This window comes from Rhizobium sp. CFBP 8762, from assembly GCF_014841565.1.
In the GTDB taxonomy this organism is placed as follows: Bacteria; Pseudomonadota; Alphaproteobacteria; order Rhizobiales; family Rhizobiaceae; genus CFBP-8762.
Window position 1 is genome coordinate 97,566 of sequence record NZ_JACYUD010000002.1, and the last position, 20,751, is coordinate 118,316.

The window sequence follows — 20,751 nt, forward strand, 5'->3', positions numbered from 1 at the left end:
CTGCCGGATAGGCACTCGCGTTAGCCGGGAACCTTTCGCTGTCTAAAGTCTTGACTACCAAGATGAAAACACAGGCTGATCCAGTTCCCAGATACACACCGGTGGTTGCCATTCCGGCCAAGAACGAGGAAGTGCGCTTGCCTCTTCTTCTTCGGGCTTTGAACCGGCAATCCCACTCTTCACTGTGGGCGCTTCCGCTCCGGGTCATCCTTGTTTTGAACAACACGACGGATACATCCGCATCGGTCGTAAGCGCGCTTACAGATGAGTTCAGACATCTCGATATCCGTATGGTCCAAATCGATTTTTCGCCGGACATGGCCCATGTGGGATCAGCGCGACGCATGGCGATGGATACCGCCGCCGACATCACCGATACCGGTGAGACCATTGTCTTAACAAGTGATGCCGATGCAGAGCCCGATGGCGAATGGGTCACCAATACGCTGCGCGCCATAGCCCAAGGTGCCGATGCTGTCGGCGGGCACATATTCGGGGACGCCGAGGAGGAGGCCCGCTTAGGCGTTCGTTTTCAGGAACGTGCCGCTCTTCATGCGCGCTACAGCGCCTTGTGCGACGAACTTTGCTCTCAGATTGATCCCGTCGCCCATGATCCCTGGCCGCGCCATCATGATCATACGGGGGCCAGTATCGCAGTGCGCGCCGATGTGTATAGAGCGGTTGGGGGCATGCCGGCACTGCCGTTCCGGGAGGATCTGGCGTTCATATCGCGGGTCTGTGCAAGCGGATACCGACTTCGCCACCCCATGGATATGAAGGTTACCGTATCGGCCCGTACCATTGGCCGCGCGCCGGGCGGTATGGCCGACTGCGTGCGCACGTGGGCGGAGGATGCCGAAAAAGGCCTGCCGTTGCTGGTTGCCTGCCCAATCGCACTGGAAGAACGCCTCCATGTCCGGCGTCAGTTGAGAAAACTGATCGACGAACCACTCCCGCGTTCATTGTCTGTTATGGCCGGGTTACGCCTTGATCCTGCCGTCTATCCGCTTACTGGCACGTCAGCGGTATCCATTGCGGCGCTGATTGAGCAATTTAACAGCGAACATATTGATCCGCCGCAAACCGTGTCCGTGCATGCGGCAATCACGCATCTCGAAGAGCGTCTTTCATGCCGAGCGGATGCCTGATGGTCATGACGTTTTCGAGTTCCTCTCTGACAGCAGACATTGCCCACCATGCGGCGGATTTTGACCGGGATCGCGCATTTCCCCACGCCGCATTCGATACTCTGTCGAGCCAAGGCCTACTGCAGAAACCCCCGATTGCGGCGGCGGATATCGCAACGTTGTTACGGGTGCTGACCGCAGTGGGGCGCGGAGATCTGAGCACCGGACGGATATACGAAGGTCACGTCAACGCCTGCTGGCTGATAGACGCAGCCGGGACCGTCGAGCAAAAGAACCATGCAAACGCCCTGTTAGCGAAGGGTGCGCGTTTCGGCGTGTGGAACACGGACGACCCGTCCGCACCTCTAACCCTTGAAAACGACCGCCTGTCCGGCGGGAAGAACTACGCATCCGGCGTGGATGGCTTGACCCACGCTATCGTTACCGCACCGCGTGACGCGGGGCGGCAGATGATTTTTATGCCTTTAGACGGGCTGCATGTAGACCGCAGCTGGTGGCATCCGGTGGGTATGAAGGCTTCGGGTAGCCATATTGTGGATATGAGCGGTGTCGAGGTGCCGCCGGACTGGTTGCTGGGTGGCGTTAACGCCTATATCGCGCAACCCTGGTTTACAGCTGGGGCGCTGCGTTTTTTGGCTGTGCAAACGGGCGGCATACACGCGGTGTTTGACACCGCGCTTCATCATCTTCGCCAGACCGGAAAAGCGGACAATCCCTATCAGGCGCACCGCCTCGGCCGCATGGCGACAGCGGTGGAGACCTGTTGCCTGTGGCTGGAAAAAGGCGCTCGCGACTGGAAGGCCTGTGCGGACGAACCCGAAAATCAATCGCGTGCTGCCACGTTGATGGCAACCGTCAACGGGGCAAGGCATATGGTGGAAAGTGCAGCGCTGAACGTCCTGCAGGAAGCCGAGCAGGCCATTGGCGCAGCCGGCATGATTTCGCCTCATCCGTATGAACGTCTGATGCGAGACCTGCGCACCTATCTGCGCCAGCCCAACCCGGATGGCGCGCTGGCCGCATTCGGGAATGCCGTCATATCGGCTGCATGGCAACCGGCGCAAAATGAAGAAGGCCATAATAACGATGACTGTTGAGATGAGCGACGTTCAGGGGCCGGTTCTGGTCATTGCGCCTCACCCGGATGATGAAACCTTGGGCTGTGGTGGAATTATTGCGGCACTGTCGGATCGCGGAGAGACAGTCCACACGGTTTTCGTAACCGATGGCGGCGCATCGCATCGCAGTTCCAAAACGTGGGACCGGTCCCGCCTGTCCGCTGTGCGGGAAGACGAAGCCCGCGAGGCACTCCGACATCTTGGCGCCGAGATGCAGCCTCGCACCCATCTGCGTTTGCCGGATGCGGCCATTCCGCATTCAGGCTGTGCTGCCTACGAGGCATCTGTAGCGCAACTGGAGTCGATCCTGATCGCGCTGCGCCCACGCACGGTGCTTGTGCCTTGGCGGCGTGATCCGCACTGCGACCACCGCGACGCTTGGGAGCTGACCATGGCTGCCCTTGAACAGACCGGCCAGCAACCGCTGGTGCTGGAATACGCAATCTGGCTGGACGAACTGGGTGCGCCGGAAGACCATCCGCGCGCCGGTGAAATGGATCGGGTAGCCATTGATGCACAGCCCTATATGGAGCGCAAACGCACTGCCATTCGCGCCCATCGCTCCCAACTCGGCCTGTTGGTGCACGATGATCCGGATGGGTTCGTTCTAACCGAAAACACGATTGCCCGCTTGATCGGGCCGGAGGAAGTGTATTGGCGCGACTGCCCCGTCAAGCCATAGATGCCGCCGGTTTTGAGACGAAGTTTCAGGACAATATAGATCCTTGGAATTACGCGGGATCACGGTTTGAGGCGTTTAAGCGCTCCGTTCTCCTGCAGGCCTGCGGGCATCGTCCCTACGCCAGAGGGCTGGAACTCGCCTGCGCCATAGGTGAGACAACCAAGGCGCTGCGGCCTTTATGCCTCAATCTTCTGGCGCTTGACGCCTCACCCACGGCGCTGGAGGAGGCTCAGCGCAGAACGGCGAATCTCACGCGCGTCGAATTTCGGCAGGGTTTGCTGCCGGACGATCTGCCTTCCGGCACGTTCGATCTGATCGTCGCCTCGGAGATCGTCTACTATCTGCCGCCACGGGATATGGAACGGCTTTTGATCGGGTTGAAGCAAAGGTTGGCTGCGGGGGGACGGATCGTTCTGCTTCACCATACGCGCGATTTTGGTGATGCCGCCTTTCGTCCAAGCATGGCGCAGGCACACTGCGTACACTTCCTTGGCCAAAGCATGGTCTTACGCATGCGGCGCAACACCATGCAATTTCAGGCGGTCGCATTTGAAGCGCGCAAGCGCTGATCAGCCTGGTTGCCAGGCAATCTCTAGCTTTTCGCGGAATGCGAAACGTACCAGATGGGACGCGACCACCTCTTGTAGCTGGGCGAGTTGATCAGCGTCCGGGGACGTCAGCTCCATCTTGAGGGTGTTGCTGTCCGCTTCCAGCCGGCAAACACCGATGGAAAAGATGACTTCACCCTTATGCTCGTCAAACGTAGCCGGTATCTTGTGCTGGAAGTGCTTGCACAATTGCTGAAGATAGCGCGAGGCGCTGGCTGTTTCCACATGGGCAAGGCTGTTTACGCCGGTCGCGGCAGCGGTTTCTTCTGTCATTATATGCACTCCAAAGTTCGTTAGAAATCTAGAATATATGAGTTCATTCATTATGGTGATGTTTTTCTTCAACCTGCTCCTGAGAAAATAGCGACCAGGACGAGATAAACATGGCCGCGATCAGCGGACCGATGACAAAACCATTGATGCCGAACAAGGACATGCCGCCGACCGTGGAAATGAGCACGACATAATCCGGCAGCCGCGTTCCAGCACCTACCAGGGGCGGGCGTAGCAAATTGTCGATCAGACCGATGACGAGTACGCCCACGGTAATCAGGATCACTCCCTTGCCCCAGGACCCCATGAGGATCAGCCAGATGGCAGCGGGCGCCCATACCAGCGCAGCGCCGACAGCGGGAAGCATGGATAGGAATGTCATCAACACACCCCAAAGCAGCGCCGCCTGTATTCCCAGTGCCCAGAATGCGATGCCGCCGATAGTGCCCTGCACAATCGCGATGATGATATTGCCTTTGACCGTGGCGCGGATCACGGCTGTGAATTTATCGAGGAACTGGCGTGTATAGTCGTCCGTCAGTGGAATGGCACGGCGGATCTTGCGGCCAAGGTCTGCCCCATCGCGAAACAGAAAGAACAAAAGATACAACATGATGCCGAAACTAACGAGAAATTGCAGCGTATCCTGCCCGAGGCTGAGCAGACGCCCGGCAAAAAGCTGACTGGCACGCATGGCAGCCGATGTAATCTTTTCCCGCCATTCGGCGAAACCACCCAGTTCGACAGACTTCAGCCATTCATCTACCGAGGTTGGCAGCATGGACTGGATGCGGATCAGATATCCGTTTACATCGAATTCGCGGTTGCTCATCTGCTGGTAGAGGCTGTTTCCCTGCTGAACCAGTGAACCCGTGATGATCATCGCCGGAACAATGACCAGGCAAATGCACAGGAGTACCGTCAGCAAAGCCGCAACATTCCGCCGCCCGCCAAGGGCGAGCCCCAGCCGCACATGCACAGGGTAAAACACGATGGCGAGAATAACCGCCCAGAGAATGGCCGTATAATAAGGGATCAGCAGCCATATGAAAGCGATGGTTATGAGTGCGAGCAGAATATAGAAGGACGTTCGCTGGACTGGCATGACATTGCGTAGGGCGTGAGGTGCTTATGGCTAGAACTCAAGCATGTTTGGACGCAAGAGGAAAGCCCTGTTCTGGCGGGTGATCGGGTCATCGTTCTGGTGCATTTTCGTGGGTGTACAGGTCTGGCGAAGCGGGTTTTTTTCTGTCATCTTGAATGGGCGAGTCAAAGTTCAGCCATCGGGGAGGATGGTGGAACAGGGGATTACGGCTCGCGATGATCAACTGGGAGGAGATCCAATGGCACATGTGGCAAGCGTGGAAACGGCCAAGGCGCGACCGATGACTGGCGAGGAACGCAAGGTTATCTTCGCATCATCGCTCGGAACGGTTTTTGAGTGGTATGATTTTTATCTGTATGGCTCGCTGGCCGTCTACATTGGTGCCACGTTCTTCAGTCAATATCCAGAAACCACCCGCAATATCTTCGCTCTTCTGGCGTTTGCCGCCGGGTTTCTGGTACGCCCGTTCGGGGCGCTGGTGTTTGGGCGGTTGGGCGATCTCGTCGGGCGCAAATATACGTTTCTCGTCACCATTCTGATCATGGGTATCTCCACCTTCCTCGTCGGTATTTTGCCGGGCGCAGCGTCCATCGGCATTGCGGCGCCCATTCTGCTGCTGGTGCTGCGCATGTTGCAGGGACTTGCGCTGGGCGGCGAATATGGTGGTGCTGCAACCTACGTAGCCGAACACGCCCCTCAGGGGCGGCGCGGCTATTACACGTCGTGGATACAGTGCACCGCCACGTTGGGGCTGTTCCTGTCGCTGGTGGTTATTCTGCTGGTGCAGTTTGCCGTCGGCCGGGAAGATTTTGCCGTCTGGGGCTGGCGTATACCGTTCCTGCTGTCCTTTGTGCTTTTGGGCGTATCGGTGTGGATCCGTCTGAAAATGAATGAATCTCCTGCCTTCAAGAAAATGAAGGAGGAAGGCAAAGGTTCGAAAGCGCCGTTGACGGAAGCGTTTGGCCAGTGGCGCAATGCCAAAATTGCCCTGCTCGCTCTGTTCGGTGCTGTCGTCGGGCAAGCAGTGGTTTGGTACACCGGGCAGTTCTACGCGCTGTTCTTCCTGCAGAACATTTTGAAAGTGGATGGCCAATCGGCCAACATCATGGTGGCCGTGGCCCTGCTTCTGGGCACGGGCTTCTTCGTTCTGTTTGGCTGGTTGTCGGACCGGATCGGTCGCAAACCTATCATTATGGCTGGCCTGCTGCTCGCCATGTTCACCTATTTCCCGCTGTTCAAAGGGTTGACACAGGCGGGCAATCCAGCGCTCGCGGAAGCACAGCAGACCATGCGCGCAACGGTAACTGCAGACCCGGCAGACTGCACGTTCCAGTTCAACCCAACGGGAACGGCAAAGTTCACTACGTCTTGTGATATCGCGACTGCGTTTCTGACGCGCAACTCGGTACCATATGATGTCGTCAACGGCCCTGCCGGAGTTCCGGCCACCGTAACAATCGGTGGGGACGTGACCAACAGCTACAACGCCAGCAGCCCTGAAGCCAAGGCTAGTGCTGTAAGCTTTGAAAAGCAGCTGAACCTTGCCCTGCAAAGCCACGGCTACCCGCTGAAAAGGACAGCAGCACGGGTGCCTGAAAGCAAGCTGGATGCGTTTGTTGCAGCCAACCCGGAACTCAATCTGGATGCTGCTGCAATCCGCGCCGCCGGCGGAACGACCGTGCCCACGGACCGTTTGATTGCCGACAAGCTTTTGACTGCCGATGAAGCAGCCGGAGCCACGGAGGCGACCGTCTATACGGTGGAGAATGGCGGTGCGTTCACCATGTTTGCCGATGCTGCCCGGGTGAACTGGGTTGCAATCATCGCAATCCTCACCATCCTCGTCATCTACGTTACCATGGTCTACGGGCCAATTGCCGCCTTGCTGGTAGAGTTATTTCCAACCCGCATTCGCTACACCGGCATGTCCCTGCCCTACCACATTGGCAATGGCTGGTTTGGCGGTCTTCTCCCCGCCACAGCCTTCGCGATGAGCGCCGCCAAGGGCGATATCTACTATGGCCTTTGGTATCCGATTGTGTTTGCAGCGCTGACACTGGTCATCGGCGTGTTCTTCCTGCCGGAAACCAAGGACCGTGATATTCATACAGACTGAGACATAAAAGCNGCGGCATATCATGACAGACAAAGTAGCGATCATCACCGCTGGCGGCAGCGGCATGGGGGCGGATGCGGCGCGGCGGCTGGCGCAGGACGGGTTTCAGGTCGCCATTCTCTCGTCTTCCGGCAAAGGCGAAGCGCTGGCGCAAGAGCTTGGCGGACTCGGCGTTACCGGCTCCAATCAGTCCAATGACGATCTGGGTCGTCTCGTCGACGCCACCATGGAACGCTGGGGCCGAATTGACGTTCTCGTCAACAGCGCCGGGCATGGGCCACGCGCCCCGGTTCTGGAACTCGATGACGAGCAATGGCACACCGGCATGGATGTTTACCTGCTGAATGTCATCCGCCCGACGCGCTTGATCACGCCGATCATGCAGAAACAGGGATCGGGTTCGATTATCAACATTTCCACCGCATGGGCGTTTGAGCCGTCTGCGATGTTTCCGACCTCTGCGGTCTTTCGCGCCGGACTGGCTGCCTTCACCAAGCTTTTTGCCGATACCTATGCCGCCAACAATGTGCGAATGAACAATGTTCTTCCCGGCTGGATTGACAGCTTGCCGGGCACGGAAGAGCGCCGGCAAAGTGTACCCATGCAGCGCTACGGCAAGGCGGAGGAAATTGCCGCAACCATTGCCTTTCTGGCATCCGAGGGTGCGGGCTATATTACCGGCCAGAACATCCGCGTCGATGGCGGTTTGACCCGGTCTGTGTGAAACACATGTTAGGACGTCTCATGAAAATCTGGATGACAGTCTGTTTCGCCCTTGGCGCAATCTGTGGCCCGGCGCTGGCAGCGGACTCAATAACGATCACAGACGGGCATGCGCCTGCCATGGTCACAGGCGCGAAAGTGGGTGGCGGATACCTGACCATTTCCAATGCTGGTGATGAGGAAGACAGGCTGGTGAGCGTAAGCTCGCCCCGTGCAGCGCGGGTGGAGGTCCACGACATGACTGTCGACAACGACGTTATGAAAATGCGGGCTGTGACCGGCGGTGTTGCCATTCCTTCGAAGGGCGCGGTGGCCTTCCAGCGCGGTGGGCTGCATCTGATGTTCATGCAGCCGCAAACGCCATTTCAAGCGGGAGAAACGGTGCCTGTGGTTCTGAATTTTGAGAAGGCCGGAGCCGTTTCGGCGGACTTGTCCGTGGATGCGCGGTAGCCTGATGAGGTCTACGGAACAATAACGAGAACCGACCGGTTGTTGGGCATGGAGAAAAGGAGAATTCCATGGCCGAGAGCAAAAAACTAAACGATCTTTTTCATGACACCCTCAAGGATGTCTACTTTGCGGAAAAGAAGATACTGGAAACCCTGCCCAAGTTGGCCAGCGCCGTGAAAAGCCCGGAACTGAAGGCTGCCTTTACGAAGCACCACGGCGAGACGCAGGGCCAGATCGAAAGACTGGAGCAGGTTTTTGGCATTATCGGCAAGACGCCTGAAGCCAAGACCTGTGATGCCATCATGGGTATCACCGATGAAGGCGATGAGATCATGGACGAGTACAAAGGTTCGCCCGCTCTCGACGCTGGCGTTCTGGCCGTCGCTCAGGCAGTCGAGCACTACGAAATGTCCCGCTACGGCACGCTTCGCACATGGGCTGAGGAACTTGGCCATGACGATGCGGCTCAACTGCTGCAGGAAACGCTGGATGAGGAAGAGGCAACAGACGAAGCTCTGTCGGAACTTGCCGAAGCCCGCGTAAACGCTGCTGCTGAAGGCTGATACAAGTCTTTTTTGAACAATGGCCGGGAGTATCTCCAGGCCATTTTTGTTTTAGCTTGTTAGAATGGCCACAGGGCAGGCTTTCAACAAGTCCGACACGCGCAGTTCAGCTGTGCCGTCCATCTCTTCACCGGTCATGATGTTGCGAAGTTCGCCCTCTCCCACCGGTAGCGAAATGGCGGTATCGCCCCAGAACTGATCACCACCCAGAGTCTGCTCGTTCTGCAACAGGCCCAGCGTCAGCCGCGGAACAGCGACGATTACCCGTTTGCCCTCATAGACCCGTGCGAATGCAACAATATGATCGCGTCGAGTACCGGTCACGACCAGCGCAATGTAGTCGCCCCTATCGAAGATATCGGGACTTTCGCCTCTAAGCTTCAGTCCCTTGGCGACCACACGCTGTTTTAGAGCACCTTTGCCGAGCAGAATTCCTTTCGGGGGCATGGTCATTTCGGAATCGAGCATGGCGGCAAGCCTGTCGAATGGCACCGTGCGGCGATTGTCCGGGTCTACGAGGCTGAAATCCAGCGCCTCGGCACCCTGATAGATATCGGGTATGCCAGGGGCCATGATTTTGAGGGCCGTCTGTGAAAGGCTGTTGAGAAGTCCAGCCCAGATAAACGGCTGCAACGTCTCGCTGAAATCCGCCAGAAAGGCGTGATTATCGGAGCTGAGCAAGCGCTCCGCATAGGCCTTTACAGCGCTTTCGTACTCGGCGTTCTCTTCGCCCCAATCAGTCCGGCGCTTGGCTTCACGCAAGGCTTTTTCTACGTAGGCGGTAAAGCGTTCGCAGAGCGCTTTCAGCGCCTTTGCATCGTGCCAGTCCAGCGCCACCGGCCAGACGCCCGCCAGCGCCTGATACAGCATCCATTCCACGGGTCGCTCTGGTGCTGCGCCATCGGTCAAGACCTGCACATTATGCTCGTTCAGGCTGCGCCAGCGATCGACGGCCACAGCCCACAGTTCCGGCGCTTCCGATAGCGCATAAAGACGGGCGCGGGCGTCTTCGCCGCGCTTGGTATCATGGGTGGACGTGGCCGTCAGCGCGTGCGGTTGGTTTGCGAGACGCTGCTGCATCGCCGTGTGGAAATCCGCCACGCACCCGCCACGCAGATCCGGCTCACCGCCCACCTCGTTAAGGGCCAACAAGCGATTGCTGCGGTAAAACAATGTGTCTTCCAACGCCTTCGCCATGATGGGACCGCTGAGCTGCTGGAAGCGGGTGCGAAACTGGGCGGCGTCCCTGCTTTTTTCCTCGCCCATGAGAAGACGCGTCAGGACGTTAAGCATCGCAGGGTCTATCCTGCTGCCGACATCCCCAAGAATTCTTTTCAACAATGCTTTATCCGCATCGTCCGCTCCGTGATCCGCGACGTAAGTGCGGTAGACCGGAAAGGCGATGATGGTCTCGACGATCGCTGCTCGGACTGTATCAGGCGTGAGGCCATCGGCAATTTTGCCCACAAGATTGACCAGCCGGTTCAACTCGCCCGCAAAATTGCGCGTGAGCATCAGCAGCTTGGCGTCATGCCGCTCGGCTTCAAACTCCTCCGGCTGCACCAGGTTTCGACTGTAGGAGTCGGTCAGTAAGTCCGCCTTGGTTTCATCCACCAAAACACGCGAGAGAGCAGTGATGAATTCATAGCCCGTGGTGCCGGAAACAGGCCAGTCGGCGCGAACATCCTCGCCCTCACCCAGAATTTTCTCAACGACAAGATAGGTGTCTGGTCCAACTGCGGCACGCAGACGGTCCATGGTCGCTTTCGGATCGGCCACACCATCGATATGATCGAGACGCAAGCCATCCACCTGGCCGTTCTTGACGAGTTCAAGCGTCAGCCTGTGCACATCATCGAAAACATTTGGGTCTTCGACCCGCACGCCGACAAGCCCGGTCACTTCAAAAAAGCGGCGATAGCTGAGCGAATTGCGCGCCTCTTTCCAGAAGATCAGCTCCCACGGTTGAGCCTCATGCAAAGCGCGCAGGTCGGCTCCGGGCTTTGCCATCGCATACGTGTGCGGGTGAAGCGGTAGCTTGTTCTCAAAATAGGTCAGCACCGGTTTTCCGTGCTCATCCTCGCCCAAGCCGATTTCACCGGCGGCAAGCGCGTTCTCAAACGGCTGGCCGAGACTGGGCAGCGTCAAACGCCGCGACCAGTCTACATCGAAATGGTTTGCGTAGGGGCTGTCCTTGCCGAGCGCCACGACACTCGCCCACCACGGATTTTCCAGCGATGCGGCCATATGGTTTGGTACAATATCAATGATCAATCCAAGGCCCGCATCTTTCAACGCTGCGCTCAGGCGATCAAAACCCTCACGCCCGCCCAATGACGGATCGAGCTCGTTATGGTTGGTGACATCATAACCGTGGGTGGAGCCAGCCGTTGCCGTAAAAATCGGCGAGGCGTACAAATGGCTGATCCCCAGCTTTTTCAGGTAGGGCAGAATGTGAATGGCGCCGTCAAAGGTCATTCCATTGCGAAACTGCAAGCGGTAGGTGGACGTTGGCAGGGGCATAAATCAGCCTTTACGTTCAAGTCTGACAATCAGGGAATGGGCGGGCAAGCGACCCTCGGCGGGCTGCCTGGACGTCTGATCGGACGGCTGGGCGTACAACACCTCTCCCTTCAGACTTGGAGTAGTTTTTTCCTGATCGGTAAAGTTGGCGCACATGCGCAGCACGGCTCCCACCAGCGGCCACTCCACGGCAACCACACCTTCGTCAGCAAACAGCACCCGTCCGGCCCCTGCATGTGGCAACAGCGGAACGATGTGCTTTTGTCTGAGCGCCAGTAGAGTCCGCATGCTATCCATCCATTCCGCACCGTCAGCGCTGTCGCGTCTGGTCCAGTCCAGCTTGGAGGCGTCGAAGGTGGCGGGCGAATTGGGATCGGGAATGCGAGCAACACTCCCCTCGTCAGCAAATGCAGCGAAATGGGCGAACTCATGCCGCCTGCCCTCACGTACCGCGTCGGCCAAATCGCCGGTATAGTCCGCAAAGAAGCAGAACGGGTTGGTTTCCCCGTATTCCTCACCCATGAACAGCAGCGGGATATGTGGTGACAGCAGCAGCATGCCGGTCAAAACCTGCAAAACAGGCTTGCTGGAGAGCGAAATCAGGCGTTCTCCGAAAGCGCGGTTTCCCACCTGATCGTGGTTCTGGATGAAGTCTACGAAGGCGACCGCCGGCAGATGCCGGCTGGGCTCGCCACGTGCCTTTCCATGGCTATCCTGCTCACCCTGAAACACGAAGCCTTCGCTCAACGCGCGCCCAAGTTTGGCCCAATGATCCACGGCGAAATCCGCGTAATAGCCCTCTGTCTCGCCGGTCGCGATGACGTGAATGACATTGTGGAAATCGTCGTTCCATTCGCCCGTATAGCGCACGGGCAAGCCCCGATCATCCCGCGTGTGCAGGTGTGTCACGTTGCGGTTGTCTTCGGTGGTCAGGTGAATGTGGCGATCCGGGTAACCGAAGCGGATACGCTCGGCGATCTCAACGAGAATATGAACCGGCGACGTCTCGTCCCCGATTTGATCGATTGCATCGAAGCGCAGCCCATCAAGGTTGTATTCTTCCAGCCAGTAAAGCGCGTTCTCAACGAAAAACTGGCGGACCGGAGGCTTCTCGTAGGCCATGGCAGCGCCCCATGGCGTGGTGCGCCCCTCGGCGAAGAAGCCGGGCGCATAGGCGGACAGATAGTTCCCATCCGGGCCGAAATGGTTGTACACCACGTCCAGCAGCACCATGATGCCAAGCCCATGGGCAGCATCAACCAGTGCCTTCATGTCGTCCGGCGAGCCGTAGGCACTGTGGGGAGCATAAGGCAAGACGCCATCGTAGCCCCAGCCGCGCGCGCCGGGGAACTGGGCGACGGGCATGATTTCAATGGCGGTAATACCGAGTTCAGCAAGATGCGGCAGGTGGGCAATGGCAGCCTTGAATGTGCCTTCGTGCGTAAACGTGCCGATGTGCAGTTCGTAGATGACTGCCTCCTCCCAAGGACGCCCTGTCCAACTTCCATGGATCCAGCGGTACGCCTTGGGATCGATCACCAGTGATGATCCATGAACGTCCGCTTGCTGCGCGCGTGAGGCCGGGTCTGGTACTGAAAGCCCGCTTTCCAGCCGATACTGATAGGGCGTACCGGACACAACGCCATCCCGCGTGGTCTCGAACCAGCCCTCCGAGACTTTCGTCATCGCAACGTCTTGTCCATTCAGAACAAGCGTTATCTGAGTCTCGCCCGGTGCCCAAAGCCGAAATTGGGTTTCACCCGAAGGCAGTATTTGTGCGCCCCATTTGAAGGGATAGGCACGAGAATGTTTGGGAGCAACGCTGATCGTCATGCGCGCCTCCCATGGAAAGCGCGTGGATATATAGCCATATAAGTGAACCCCTGTGTGTCATTCGACAAACGGGGATCGGTCGCAAAAGTTCCGCCTATTAGCGCTTGTTTGTTGAGCGTGTGCCGTTCAGAGAACATTCTGCCAGGGAGATATGAACGCCTGCTCAACCTCACGCCGATAGGCGAGATCGGCGTGGGTTTCGTTTTCCGGTTCCTGGTCTTCTGCATTCTTGCGGCCTTGCGGCTGCGTGGATTTCTCATCGATACGCCGGGTAAAGTAGCCGAGCGTCATGCCACCGAGATAGAACATGGTAACCTCACGGGGTTGCGTCACATGCCTTGCATTCGACACGATGATGCCGCATTTTCCGAGAAATGAAAGTACAAATTCTACCTCGGTTGTGGAATTCTTTTCGTATCAGGCGAGATTAAGCCGAAAGCCGCGTGTCAACGCGACGTCGAGCGCCAGCATGACGACGAACGACAGACCCACCAGAGGAAACACGACACCGCCGGCAAACAGCAGCAACAACAGGCCGCGAAACACCCGCCTGTCCTGCGGCAGCGGTGGAACGCCAAGCTTTCCTTCCGGCCGCCGCTTCCACCACATGACACCTGCTGAAACCGCCAGGAGCACAATCGCGAGACAGACCACCAGAAGAACGAGCTGGTTTGCCAGACCGAACTGCTGCCCGAGATGTACGTTGATGCTCCATTCCAGCCAACGGCCCAACGGCCCGTAGTCGGCATAGCTCATGTCAATCAACGGTTTGCCGCTAAACTGATCGAGATGGACCACGCGCTGTTTTTCCACATCGGCGGGGTAGATCGACCCCGTATAGACGCCCGTCGGGCCTTGCGGAAGGTTGACGGCATAGCCTTGGGTGAGGCCCAAAGCATCCAATGTCTCGACAGCTTTGTCGATACCGATCGATGGCGCATCAACGACAGGCGCGTGCATATCATGTGCCATGGTGGTTGTGTGGGTCGACATGTCGTGTTCGCCCATCGCGTCACCAGTATGTGGGGATTGAGCCATTCCAGGCATGTGAGACAAGGGCATTTTTGCCTGTTCCATAGACCAGGACGTTGGGGCCACGGAGTTCAGTTCTTCGCCAGACATGGGCACGCTGACACGCACTCCGGCGGGATAACCAAAGTTGTTGCCGTTGGCCCATTCATTGACTTTGCCGCCCCATACCCCGGACCATGGCATGCCGGTGAATGCCAGAAAGACGAGAAAAACGCCGACAAAAATGCCGGTGACGGCGTGAACATCGCGCCAGAAAATTCGCTGCTTCGGCTTTCCCCGAACGGTGACGACACCTCCGCGCTGGCGGCGCGGCCACCAAAGATAGATACCGGTCGCAACCAGCAGGATGGACCAGCCTGCCGCAATTTCGATACAGGCGCGCGCTACTGAGCCGAAAAACTTAAGGCTGTGCAGATAGCGCACGGTCCACATAATCGTGCCGCGATCCGGCAATGTTCCGAGCACTGCGCCACTATAAGGGTCGACGTAGACTGCAAGTTTTTCACCTGCGTCAGTCTGCATGGTTATTTCAGCCGATTGCTCCAATGAGGACGGCGTGGTGAACTTGACCACCGTACCCGGTTGCACCGCGCTGGCTGCGGCAATGAGCGTAGACGGGGCAAGCGAAGCCGCGCCTGCGGGACGTTCGACGGATTTCAGATCGCGATAAACGATCCCTTCTATTTCATTGTGAAAGAGATAAAGTGCGCCAGTGATCGACAGGCTGATCAGGAACGGCAGCACCAGCAGCCCGGCGTAAAAGTGCCAGCGCCAGACCGCCCGGTAAAGGGCGTTTGAAGAGGTCAGTGGGCGAGCCACGGACTCTCCGATGGACAGATCGGACATGAATGTATCCTGCAAGGAGGAAAGAACAACGATCCAGCGTCACGCTGGAAGCGACGACCTCACCGGTGCAGGCGGCCCACGCGCATCCCTCAAAAGATGCAGGGTAGATGGTGTTAGGCGAGAAAGCCCGTTAAAAAAATTCCCCGCGTAGAGAACCCGCTGAGCCGATGGCTCAGCCTCCTGGCTGGATGTAACCAGAGCAAAACCGTGCCCCACGGCGGCGCACAACAGCCCGCAAGGACAGGATTTTTGTTGATGCACGGGATCCGGCAGCTCAGACTGGATAGCCACCGTAGAACCGTGCTCGACGCAGATGGTGAATGCCGGATCATGGGTCTGCGCCTGCGCAACGCTTGCGGCAAATCCACCAAACAGACCCTGTAGAGCCATGAGAAAGGCCAGCAGCGCTACCGACAGGCTGCCGCTGGTTCGATCCGCCATGATCTGCCGCACGATTCTCATGGGGCGACTGTCTCAGATTTTGCGCCCCCTGTCACTGCGACAGGATGCCCGCAGATGGAACGGCATTGACACCCGGAACGATAATCCAAGGCTCGGCAAGTCAAAAGCCGCTGATAAGCTCGATTTTCGATCCATCGGAAAAGCGGGAAAAGCGGAAATCATGCGGATCCACAATTGGCGGCTTCCCTGTGACGATATCGGCCATCAACCGCCCCGCTGCCGGACCGATACCGAACCCGTGGCCCGAAAACCCGGTCGCGATATGGAAGCCCGGTATCGCATCCACGGCAGAGATAACTGGCACCGCATCCGGTGTTACATCGATATAACCCGCCCATCGTTGGGCAATCTCTGCTTTTTCAAAAACAGGGAAAGCCTTCTTTATGTTGGCCAGCGCCTTGTCCGACAGTTGCTTCGATGGTTTGGGATCCAGAACACGGTTGTATTCAAAAGGGCTTGGCTCATCCAAAGTCCAGCGGCTCGGCAGCCGCGTCTCATCGAGAAATCGACCGCCCAACCGAAATTTCAGAGACCTCCATTCGCTTTTCAAGGCGGGCAGGAAGCTGCGGGCGTAGCGAAACGAGTTCGGCACGATATCCACCACATTTTCATGGCCGGACGCGATGGTATATCCACCGTCCTGCCGCTTGCGCACCGCAAATCCATCGGACCAAATGGCCTGCTCCGGCCCGCCCTCCAGCGGCTTCGTCCGCAATACCGAGTTGAGGACCTTCAACTGCGGCAGCTCGATGCCGGAATTACCGGAAAACAGGCTGGACCAGGCGCCGCCCGCCAACACCACGGCGGAACAGGCAATCGATCCCCGTTCGGTCACCACGCCGGAGATGCGGCCACCCGTTGTTTCGATACCGCGAACGGCGCATTCGGTCAGGATCGTCGCGCCTTTCTCGCGTGCAGCTTCGGCGATGGCCGGTGCAGCCTTCTGCGGCTCGGCTCGCCCATCGGCGGCGGTATAAAGCGCACCTTTGATATCCATATCCGCGTTCGGGAACATGTCCTTGAACTCGGCCTTGTTCAGCATGCGCGAGTCAAGCTGATACCCTTCGAGATTGCGGTTCCAGCGTTCGTGCTCGGCGTACTCCTTGTCGGACGCGCATGCGAATATAATTCCGGCGCGGGTGTATCCGGTTGCACGGCCTGTGCGGGCGTCCAGCGTGTTCCACAGTCTCAGGGCTTCTGCCATCAAAGGCACTTCGCGCGGATCTCGCCGCGAGATGCGCACCCAGCCCCAATTTCGGCTGGATTGTTCGTGACCGATTCCGCCCTTTTCACAAACGGCAACGCTGTGTCCTCGCTCGGCGAGTTCCAGCGCCGTCGAGACGCCGATAATCCCGCCGCCAATGACGACCACATCCACCTCTTTCGGTAGTTCGGGGTCTCCGTGGACAGGAACGACGTAAGGTCCGGGCATGATCAAGCTCCTTTACGAATACGCTCAGCAACAATATACTTGATGTTACCGCTCCGCTTTAGTAGGCACACGGTTGTAGTCTGGGGACAGTGATGTGGGATTGAACGTGAGCGCAGCACAAAAAGCAAGCCGTTTGGACAGCACTGCTGAAAACGCGCAAGCGTTTCAGGTCGATAATATCGGCTTGATGGTGGATCAGACAACCATTCTGAAGGATGTGACGCTTTCGTTTCCAAAGGGGGAACTTGTGGCGCTGGTTGGCCACAACGGCTCGGGCAAGTCCAGCCTATTGAAGATTCTGGCGCGTCAGCAACCGGCAACGTCTGGCATTGCGCGCTACGCCGGTCAGGAGCTTTCCACATTCGAAGACCGCGCCTTTGCCCGCTCCGTGGCCTATCTGGCGCAGGACATTGGCACCGGTGCGGACATGACCGTGCGCGAACTCGTATCCTGTGGGCGCTACCCATGGCACGGCGCGCTGGGTCGCTTTACTGACCTTGACCGAGCAAAGGTGGATGAAGCCCTGGCACTGACGCATATCGAGGCTTTTTCCAACCGCATGGTGGGTACGCTTTCGGGCGGGGAGCGGCAGCGCGCCTGGATCGCCTTGCTGGTGGCGCAGGATAGCCAATGCCTGCTGCTGGACGAACCGACGGCGGCGCTTGATATCGCCCACCAGATGGAGGTGCTGTCACTGGTGCGCAAACTCTCCCATGAAAAAGGGCTGAGCGTGATCATCGTCCTGCATGATATCAATATGGCGGCGCGTTTTTGTGATCGTATTCACGCCTTGAAGGGCGGGCAGGTCGTGGCGAGTGGCAGCCCGCACCAACTGGTGCAGCGCGATACGCTGCGACAAATCTACGGTATCGATATGGATATCGTGCCACATCCGGGCTTGAGCGTGCCGCTCGCCTATGTATGCTGATTCCATGGTAGGCTTCCCGCTTTCACGACGCGCTCTGCTCGGCTCACTGGCTGCAACAGCAGCATTCCCGCTCTCCCGGTCCTTCGCATCAACGCCGCAGCGCATCGCCAGCCTTGACTATGGGCTTGCATCCACGCTGTTATCGCTGGATGTGGTGCCGATTGCTGTGGGTGATCTGGCGGACTGGGGCAAATGGGTGGTTGAACCCGCCATGCCGTCGAGTGTGATCAATCTCGGCAGTTCTTATGAGCCGAATTTCGAGCTGTTGCTCACCATGAAACCGGATCTGGTGCTGACCACGCCTTACCTCGATCATGCCTTGCCGCAGTTGCAATCCCTGTTCAACGTGCTGCGGCTGGAAGTCTACAAGCCAGATGGTGGACCTATTTTGCCTGCGGCCATGGCTGCGACGCGCAATCTGGGCGACGCCATCGGGCGAAGCCGCGAGGCCCAAGCCTTTTTAAACGAGACTGACCGCTTCTTTGAGGATTGCCGGAAAAGACTGGCGACAAAGCAAACAGCGCCGGTAGCGCTGGTCAACTTCATGGATGAGCGCCATGTGCGAATCTACTCCAGCCCCGGCCTTTACGATAATGTGCTGACACGCATCGGCGTGCGCAACGCCTGGACGGAACCCTCTAACTTCTGGGGGTATGAGACGCTGGCAATAGAGGATTTGTCCAGAATTTCCGATCCCGACGCGCTGCTGATCGCATTCGATCCGCTACCCGGCGATGCCTTGCCCAAGCTGGCCGAAAGTCCGCTGTGGCAAGCTCTGCCCTTTTCAAAGCCGGACCATTTTACCGTGCTGCCACCCGCATTGATGTTCGGCATGGTCAATGAGGCAAGACGGTTCGCTACCCTGCTGACACAATATCTCGAGAGCCGCGCATGACGTCGGTTGCTTCAACACGGAACGGTCTTTCAAATCTCGGACCCATGCTCGTCTTCGTCGGGCTGCTTGGTCTGGCTGCCTTGCTCGCATGGTGGCTGATTGCGCCCGTGCTTGGCGCTCCGGGCAGTGCCAGTTACGACGTGCCTCGTATGGTGCTGACCTACTCGACACTGCCACGTCTGGCGACCGCATTGCTGGCTGGCGCTGCCCTGTCACTGTCTGGTGCCATGTTCCAGCAGGTGCTGAGAAATCCCATTGCCGACCCGACGACGCTCGGTATTTCGGCGGGGGCCAATCTGGCGCTGGTGGTTGCCGCGCTATTTGCGCCAGCCCTTCTTGGGCTTGGAAGGGATCTAGTCGCGCTGGCCGGTAGTGGTATCGTGGCCTTGATCGTCGTCAGCCTTGGTGCGCGGCGAGGTTTTTCGCCATTCTCGCTGGTCCTGTCCGGACTGGTTGTGAGCCTTTGGTGCGGTGCATTGGCTGCAATCCTCACACTGCTGAATGACCGCTATCTGATCAGCCTGTTTATTTGGGGCGCTGGTTCCCTTGCACAGCAAAGCTGGGCAATACCCATCGCCCTGTCTTGGAAAATCGGCGTATTGGCCGTGATCGGCGCACTGGTTCTGCGTCCGCTGGCGCTGTTAGAACTGGGTGAAACGACTGCATCTGCACTGGGCGTGCGCCTTTCGCGCTTGCGGTTCATTGCAATTTGTGTGGCTGTGGCTTTGGCGGCATTTGTAACCAGTGCGGTGGGCGTTATCGGTTTCATTGGCTTGGTCGCGCCAACCATCGCACGCCTTTCCGGCGCTCGCCGCCCGGTGGAAACGTTGATATGGTCGACCTTCATCGGCGCTGCGCTGCTCCTGCTTGCGGATGTGACGGTTCAACTGCTGGCTGGTCAAATGGCGGAGTTTCTGCCCACCGGGGCGGTAACTGCCATTTTCGGCTCCCCTTTGCTTCTTCTCCTGCTCCCGCTGTTGAAAACGCGCCATCGGGTTTTGCAAAACACCGTCCGTATCCGACCACGAGCGCTGTCGGGGCGTGGTGCCTGGGCCATGATTGTGGCGGGTGCCCTTGCGGCTGTCCTGATCAGCCTGTTTGTCGGCCGCACCGGCAGCGGAGAGTGGAACTGGTTGCATGGGGAGTGGCTCGATCAAATTTTCGCGCTCCGCGCGCCCCGCGTTTTTGCCGCCCTTGCCTCGGGTGCCATGCTTGCCGTTGCCGGTGTTATTCTGCAACGGTTGACGGGCAACGAAATGGCCAGCCCCGAAGTGCTGGGCGTCAGTGCTGGCGCGACCTTTGGTGTTACACTCGCGATTTTCGCCGTCGCTGCCCCGGGGCTCGCCAGCCAATTGGGTTTTGCCACCTTCGGCGCCCTGGTAGTACTGGTGGTTATCTTCCTGTTTGCAATACGATCCGGCCTCGCGCCCGAACGCATTCTCCTCGCCGGCATCGCGCTCAGCGCGATGGTGGATGCGGTGGTGGGAGTGTTGATGGCCACGGGTGATCCGCGTGCGGTGCTGTTGTTGCGCTGGATGAGCGGCTCGACCTATTCAGTTGATAAAACCTCGGCCATTGTCGTGTCTATTGCCGCTATCGTGCTGATCACCGGCGCATTTTCCGCTCGGCGGTGGCTGAATATTCTCCCGCTTGGTCCGGCGGCGGCGTCAAGCCTCGGCATCGCGTTAACCCGCACCAGACTGGCACTTTTTGGGCTCGCTGGCCTACTCAGCGCCGCAGCCACGTTGAGTGTCGGACCTCTAAGCTTTGTCGGTTTGATGGGTCCGCATCTGGCACGGGAGGCCGGCTTCGTCCGGGCATTGCCACAAATGGCAGCGGCTGCCGTCATGGGAGGAAGCCTGATGATGCTGGCCGATTTCGTCGGGCGCGTGGTTGTATTTCCGTACCATCTGCCTGCCGGTCTGGTATCGGCGCTCGTCGGCGCACCATTTTTGATGCTGATGCTACGCAAAAAGGCGGGTTGAGAAGTTCAGTCGCAAAGGTTATCAGGTGC

At 58.2% G+C, this 20,751-nt stretch carries 19 protein-coding genes; 11 read left to right on the forward strand and 8 right to left on the reverse strand.

All coding sequences use genetic code 11. From position 1 onward, the window contains the following. Positions 1-62 precede the first annotated feature (62 nt). Genes IFT84_RS05665 through IFT84_RS05680 form a run of 4 tightly spaced genes read left to right on the forward strand, consistent with a single transcriptional unit; the run spans position 63 to position 3,517 of the window. Positions 63-1,148, forward strand: coding sequence for a glycosyltransferase (locus IFT84_RS05665; RefSeq protein ID WP_192117705.1), 1,086 nt, complete (start codon positions 63-65; stop codon positions 1,146-1,148). 5 nt (positions 1,149-1,153) lie between these two features. Next, entirely contained in the window at positions 1,154-2,245 is a 1,092-nt protein-coding gene (locus tag IFT84_RS05670; RefSeq protein WP_192117706.1) for an acyl-CoA dehydrogenase family protein, read from the forward strand. A gap of 1 nt (position 2,246) precedes the next feature. Continuing rightward, the gene (locus IFT84_RS05675) at positions 2,247-2,948 is read left to right on the forward strand and encodes a PIG-L deacetylase family protein (RefSeq protein ID WP_192117707.1); all 702 of its coding nucleotides are present in this window, start codon (positions 2,247-2,249) and stop codon (positions 2,946-2,948) included. After that, positions 2,921-3,517, forward strand: a complete 597-nt coding sequence (locus IFT84_RS05680) for a class I SAM-dependent methyltransferase (RefSeq protein WP_192117708.1) — start codon at positions 2,921-2,923, stop codon at positions 3,515-3,517. The genes IFT84_RS05675 and IFT84_RS05680 overlap by 28 nt, the downstream gene beginning before the upstream one ends. Here the strand turns inward: IFT84_RS05680 and IFT84_RS05685 are convergent, their stop codons facing one another. Both IFT84_RS05685 and IFT84_RS05690 read right to left on the reverse strand, forming a co-directional pair. Continuing rightward, on the reverse strand, positions 3,518-3,829 hold the full coding sequence (locus IFT84_RS05685; RefSeq protein WP_192117709.1) for a DUF2218 domain-containing protein: 312 nt from the start codon (positions 3,827-3,829) through the stop codon (positions 3,518-3,520). It abuts the gene before it with no gap. 43 nt (positions 3,830-3,872) lie between these two features. Then, positions 3,873-4,934 carry an AI-2E family transporter gene (locus IFT84_RS05690; RefSeq protein WP_192117710.1) on the reverse strand — a complete coding sequence of 354 codons (1,062 nt, stop codon included), beginning with the start codon at positions 4,932-4,934 and terminating at the stop codon, positions 3,873-3,875. Between the two features lie 238 nt (positions 4,935-5,172). Here IFT84_RS05690 and IFT84_RS05695 point away from each other — a divergent pair, with 238 nt between their 5' ends. The 4 genes from IFT84_RS05695 to IFT84_RS05710 all read left to right on the forward strand — a co-directional run bounded on the left by IFT84_RS05695 (position 5,173) and on the right by IFT84_RS05710 (position 8,786). Further along, positions 5,173-7,050, forward strand: a complete 1,878-nt coding sequence (locus IFT84_RS05695; RefSeq protein ID WP_192117711.1) for an MFS transporter — start codon at positions 5,173-5,175, stop codon at positions 7,048-7,050. A 19-nt stretch (positions 7,051-7,069) separates the two neighbouring features. Continuing rightward, the gene (locus tag IFT84_RS05700) at positions 7,070-7,774 is read left to right on the forward strand and encodes an SDR family oxidoreductase (protein ID WP_192118286.1); all 705 of its coding nucleotides are present in this window, start codon (positions 7,070-7,072) and stop codon (positions 7,772-7,774) included. 20 nt (positions 7,775-7,794) lie between these two features. Beyond that, on the forward strand, positions 7,795-8,223 hold the full coding sequence (locus IFT84_RS05705; protein ID WP_192117712.1) for a copper chaperone PCu(A)C: 429 nt from the start codon (positions 7,795-7,797) through the stop codon (positions 8,221-8,223). Positions 8,224-8,291: 68 nt separating this feature from the next. Continuing rightward, positions 8,292-8,786 carry a YciE/YciF ferroxidase family protein gene (locus tag IFT84_RS05710; protein ID WP_192117713.1) on the forward strand — a complete coding sequence of 165 codons (495 nt, stop codon included), beginning with the start codon at positions 8,292-8,294 and terminating at the stop codon, positions 8,784-8,786. Positions 8,787-8,837: 51 nt separating this feature from the next. On the opposite strand, the gene treY is transcribed toward IFT84_RS05710, so the two are convergent. The 6 genes from treY to IFT84_RS05740 form a co-directional block, all read right to left on the reverse strand. Then, a complete protein-coding gene (gene treY / locus IFT84_RS05715) occupies positions 8,838-11,309 on the reverse strand; it encodes a malto-oligosyltrehalose synthase (RefSeq protein WP_192117714.1) in 2,472 nt (823 codons plus the stop codon). A gap of 3 nt (positions 11,310-11,312) precedes the next feature. Then, complete coding sequence (treZ, locus tag IFT84_RS05720) at positions 11,313-13,142, reverse strand: malto-oligosyltrehalose trehalohydrolase (RefSeq protein ID WP_192117715.1); 1,830 nt, start codon at positions 13,140-13,142, stop codon at positions 11,313-11,315. A 126-nt stretch (positions 13,143-13,268) separates the two neighbouring features. Further along, a complete protein-coding gene (locus IFT84_RS05725; protein WP_192117716.1) occupies positions 13,269-13,475 on the reverse strand; it encodes a hypothetical protein in 207 nt (68 codons plus the stop codon). A gap of 84 nt (positions 13,476-13,559) precedes the next feature. Then, a complete protein-coding gene (locus tag IFT84_RS05730; RefSeq protein WP_192117717.1) occupies positions 13,560-15,020 on the reverse strand; it encodes a PepSY-associated TM helix domain-containing protein in 1,461 nt (486 codons plus the stop codon). 39 nt (positions 15,021-15,059) lie between these two features. Further along, positions 15,060-15,461, reverse strand: coding sequence for a DUF2946 family protein (locus IFT84_RS05735; RefSeq protein ID WP_206757392.1), 402 nt, complete (start codon positions 15,459-15,461; stop codon positions 15,060-15,062). 121 nt (positions 15,462-15,582) lie between these two features. Next, positions 15,583-16,914 carry an NAD(P)/FAD-dependent oxidoreductase gene (locus IFT84_RS05740; RefSeq protein WP_192117719.1) on the reverse strand — a complete coding sequence of 444 codons (1,332 nt, stop codon included), beginning with the start codon at positions 16,912-16,914 and terminating at the stop codon, positions 15,583-15,585. 187 nt (positions 16,915-17,101) lie between these two features. On the opposite strand from IFT84_RS05740, the gene IFT84_RS05745 reads away from it, so the two are divergent. From IFT84_RS05745 to fhuB, 3 genes are read left to right on the forward strand one after another with little or no spacing between them, the layout of a single operon-like run. Then, positions 17,102-17,842, forward strand: coding sequence for an ATP-binding cassette domain-containing protein (locus IFT84_RS05745; protein WP_192118288.1), 741 nt, complete (start codon positions 17,102-17,104; stop codon positions 17,840-17,842). After that, on the forward strand, positions 17,832-18,737 hold the full coding sequence (locus IFT84_RS05750) for an iron-siderophore ABC transporter substrate-binding protein (RefSeq protein ID WP_244651110.1): 906 nt from the start codon (positions 17,832-17,834) through the stop codon (positions 18,735-18,737). Before IFT84_RS05745 ends, IFT84_RS05750 begins: the two co-directional genes overlap by 11 nt. Beyond that, positions 18,734-20,722, forward strand: a complete 1,989-nt coding sequence (fhuB, locus tag IFT84_RS05755) for a Fe(3+)-hydroxamate ABC transporter permease FhuB (protein ID WP_192117721.1) — start codon at positions 18,734-18,736, stop codon at positions 20,720-20,722. The genes IFT84_RS05750 and fhuB overlap by 4 nt, the downstream gene beginning before the upstream one ends. The last annotated feature ends 29 nt before the right edge of the window (positions 20,723-20,751 follow it).

Excerpts from the sequence above, each read along its gene's own strand:
- IFT84_RS05665 (WP_192117705.1), top strand. The coding sequence starts at position 63 with ATGAAAACACAGGCTGATCCAGTTCCCAGATACACACCGGTGGTTGCC.
- IFT84_RS05670 (WP_192117706.1), top strand. The coding sequence starts at position 1,154 with ATGACGTTTTCGAGTTCCTCTCTGACAGCAGACATTGCCCACCATGCG.
- IFT84_RS05675 (WP_192117707.1), top strand. The coding sequence starts at position 2,247 with ATGAGCGACGTTCAGGGGCCGGTTCTGGTCATTGCGCCTCACCCGGAT.
- IFT84_RS05685 (WP_192117709.1), bottom strand. The coding sequence starts at position 3,829 with ATGACAGAAGAAACCGCTGCCGCGACCGGCGTAAACAGCCTTGCCCAT.
- IFT84_RS05690 (WP_192117710.1), bottom strand. The coding sequence starts at position 4,934 with ATGCCAGTCCAGCGAACGTCCTTCTATATTCTGCTCGCACTCATAACC.
- IFT84_RS05695 (WP_192117711.1), top strand. The coding sequence starts at position 5,173 with ATGGCACATGTGGCAAGCGTGGAAACGGCCAAGGCGCGACCGATGACT.
- IFT84_RS05705 (WP_192117712.1), top strand. The coding sequence starts at position 7,795 with ATGAAAATCTGGATGACAGTCTGTTTCGCCCTTGGCGCAATCTGTGGC.
- IFT84_RS05710 (WP_192117713.1), top strand. The coding sequence starts at position 8,292 with ATGGCCGAGAGCAAAAAACTAAACGATCTTTTTCATGACACCCTCAAG.
- treY (WP_192117714.1), bottom strand. The coding sequence starts at position 11,309 with ATGCCCCTGCCAACGTCCACCTACCGCTTGCAGTTTCGCAATGGAATG.
- treZ (WP_192117715.1), bottom strand. The coding sequence starts at position 13,142 with ATGACGATCAGCGTTGCTCCCAAACATTCTCGTGCCTATCCCTTCAAA.
- IFT84_RS05730 (WP_192117717.1), bottom strand. The coding sequence starts at position 15,020 with ATGTCCGATCTGTCCATCGGAGAGTCCGTGGCTCGCCCACTGACCTCT.
- IFT84_RS05735 (WP_206757392.1), bottom strand. The coding sequence starts at position 15,461 with ATGGCGGATCGAACCAGCGGCAGCCTGTCGGTAGCGCTGCTGGCCTTT.
- IFT84_RS05740 (WP_192117719.1), bottom strand. The coding sequence starts at position 16,914 with ATGCCCGGACCTTACGTCGTTCCTGTCCACGGAGACCCCGAACTACCG.
- IFT84_RS05745 (WP_192118288.1), top strand. The coding sequence starts at position 17,102 with ATGGTGGATCAGACAACCATTCTGAAGGATGTGACGCTTTCGTTTCCA.
- IFT84_RS05750 (WP_244651110.1), top strand. The coding sequence starts at position 17,832 with ATGTATGCTGATTCCATGGTAGGCTTCCCGCTTTCACGACGCGCTCTG.
- fhuB (WP_192117721.1), top strand. The coding sequence starts at position 18,734 with ATGACGTCGGTTGCTTCAACACGGAACGGTCTTTCAAATCTCGGACCC.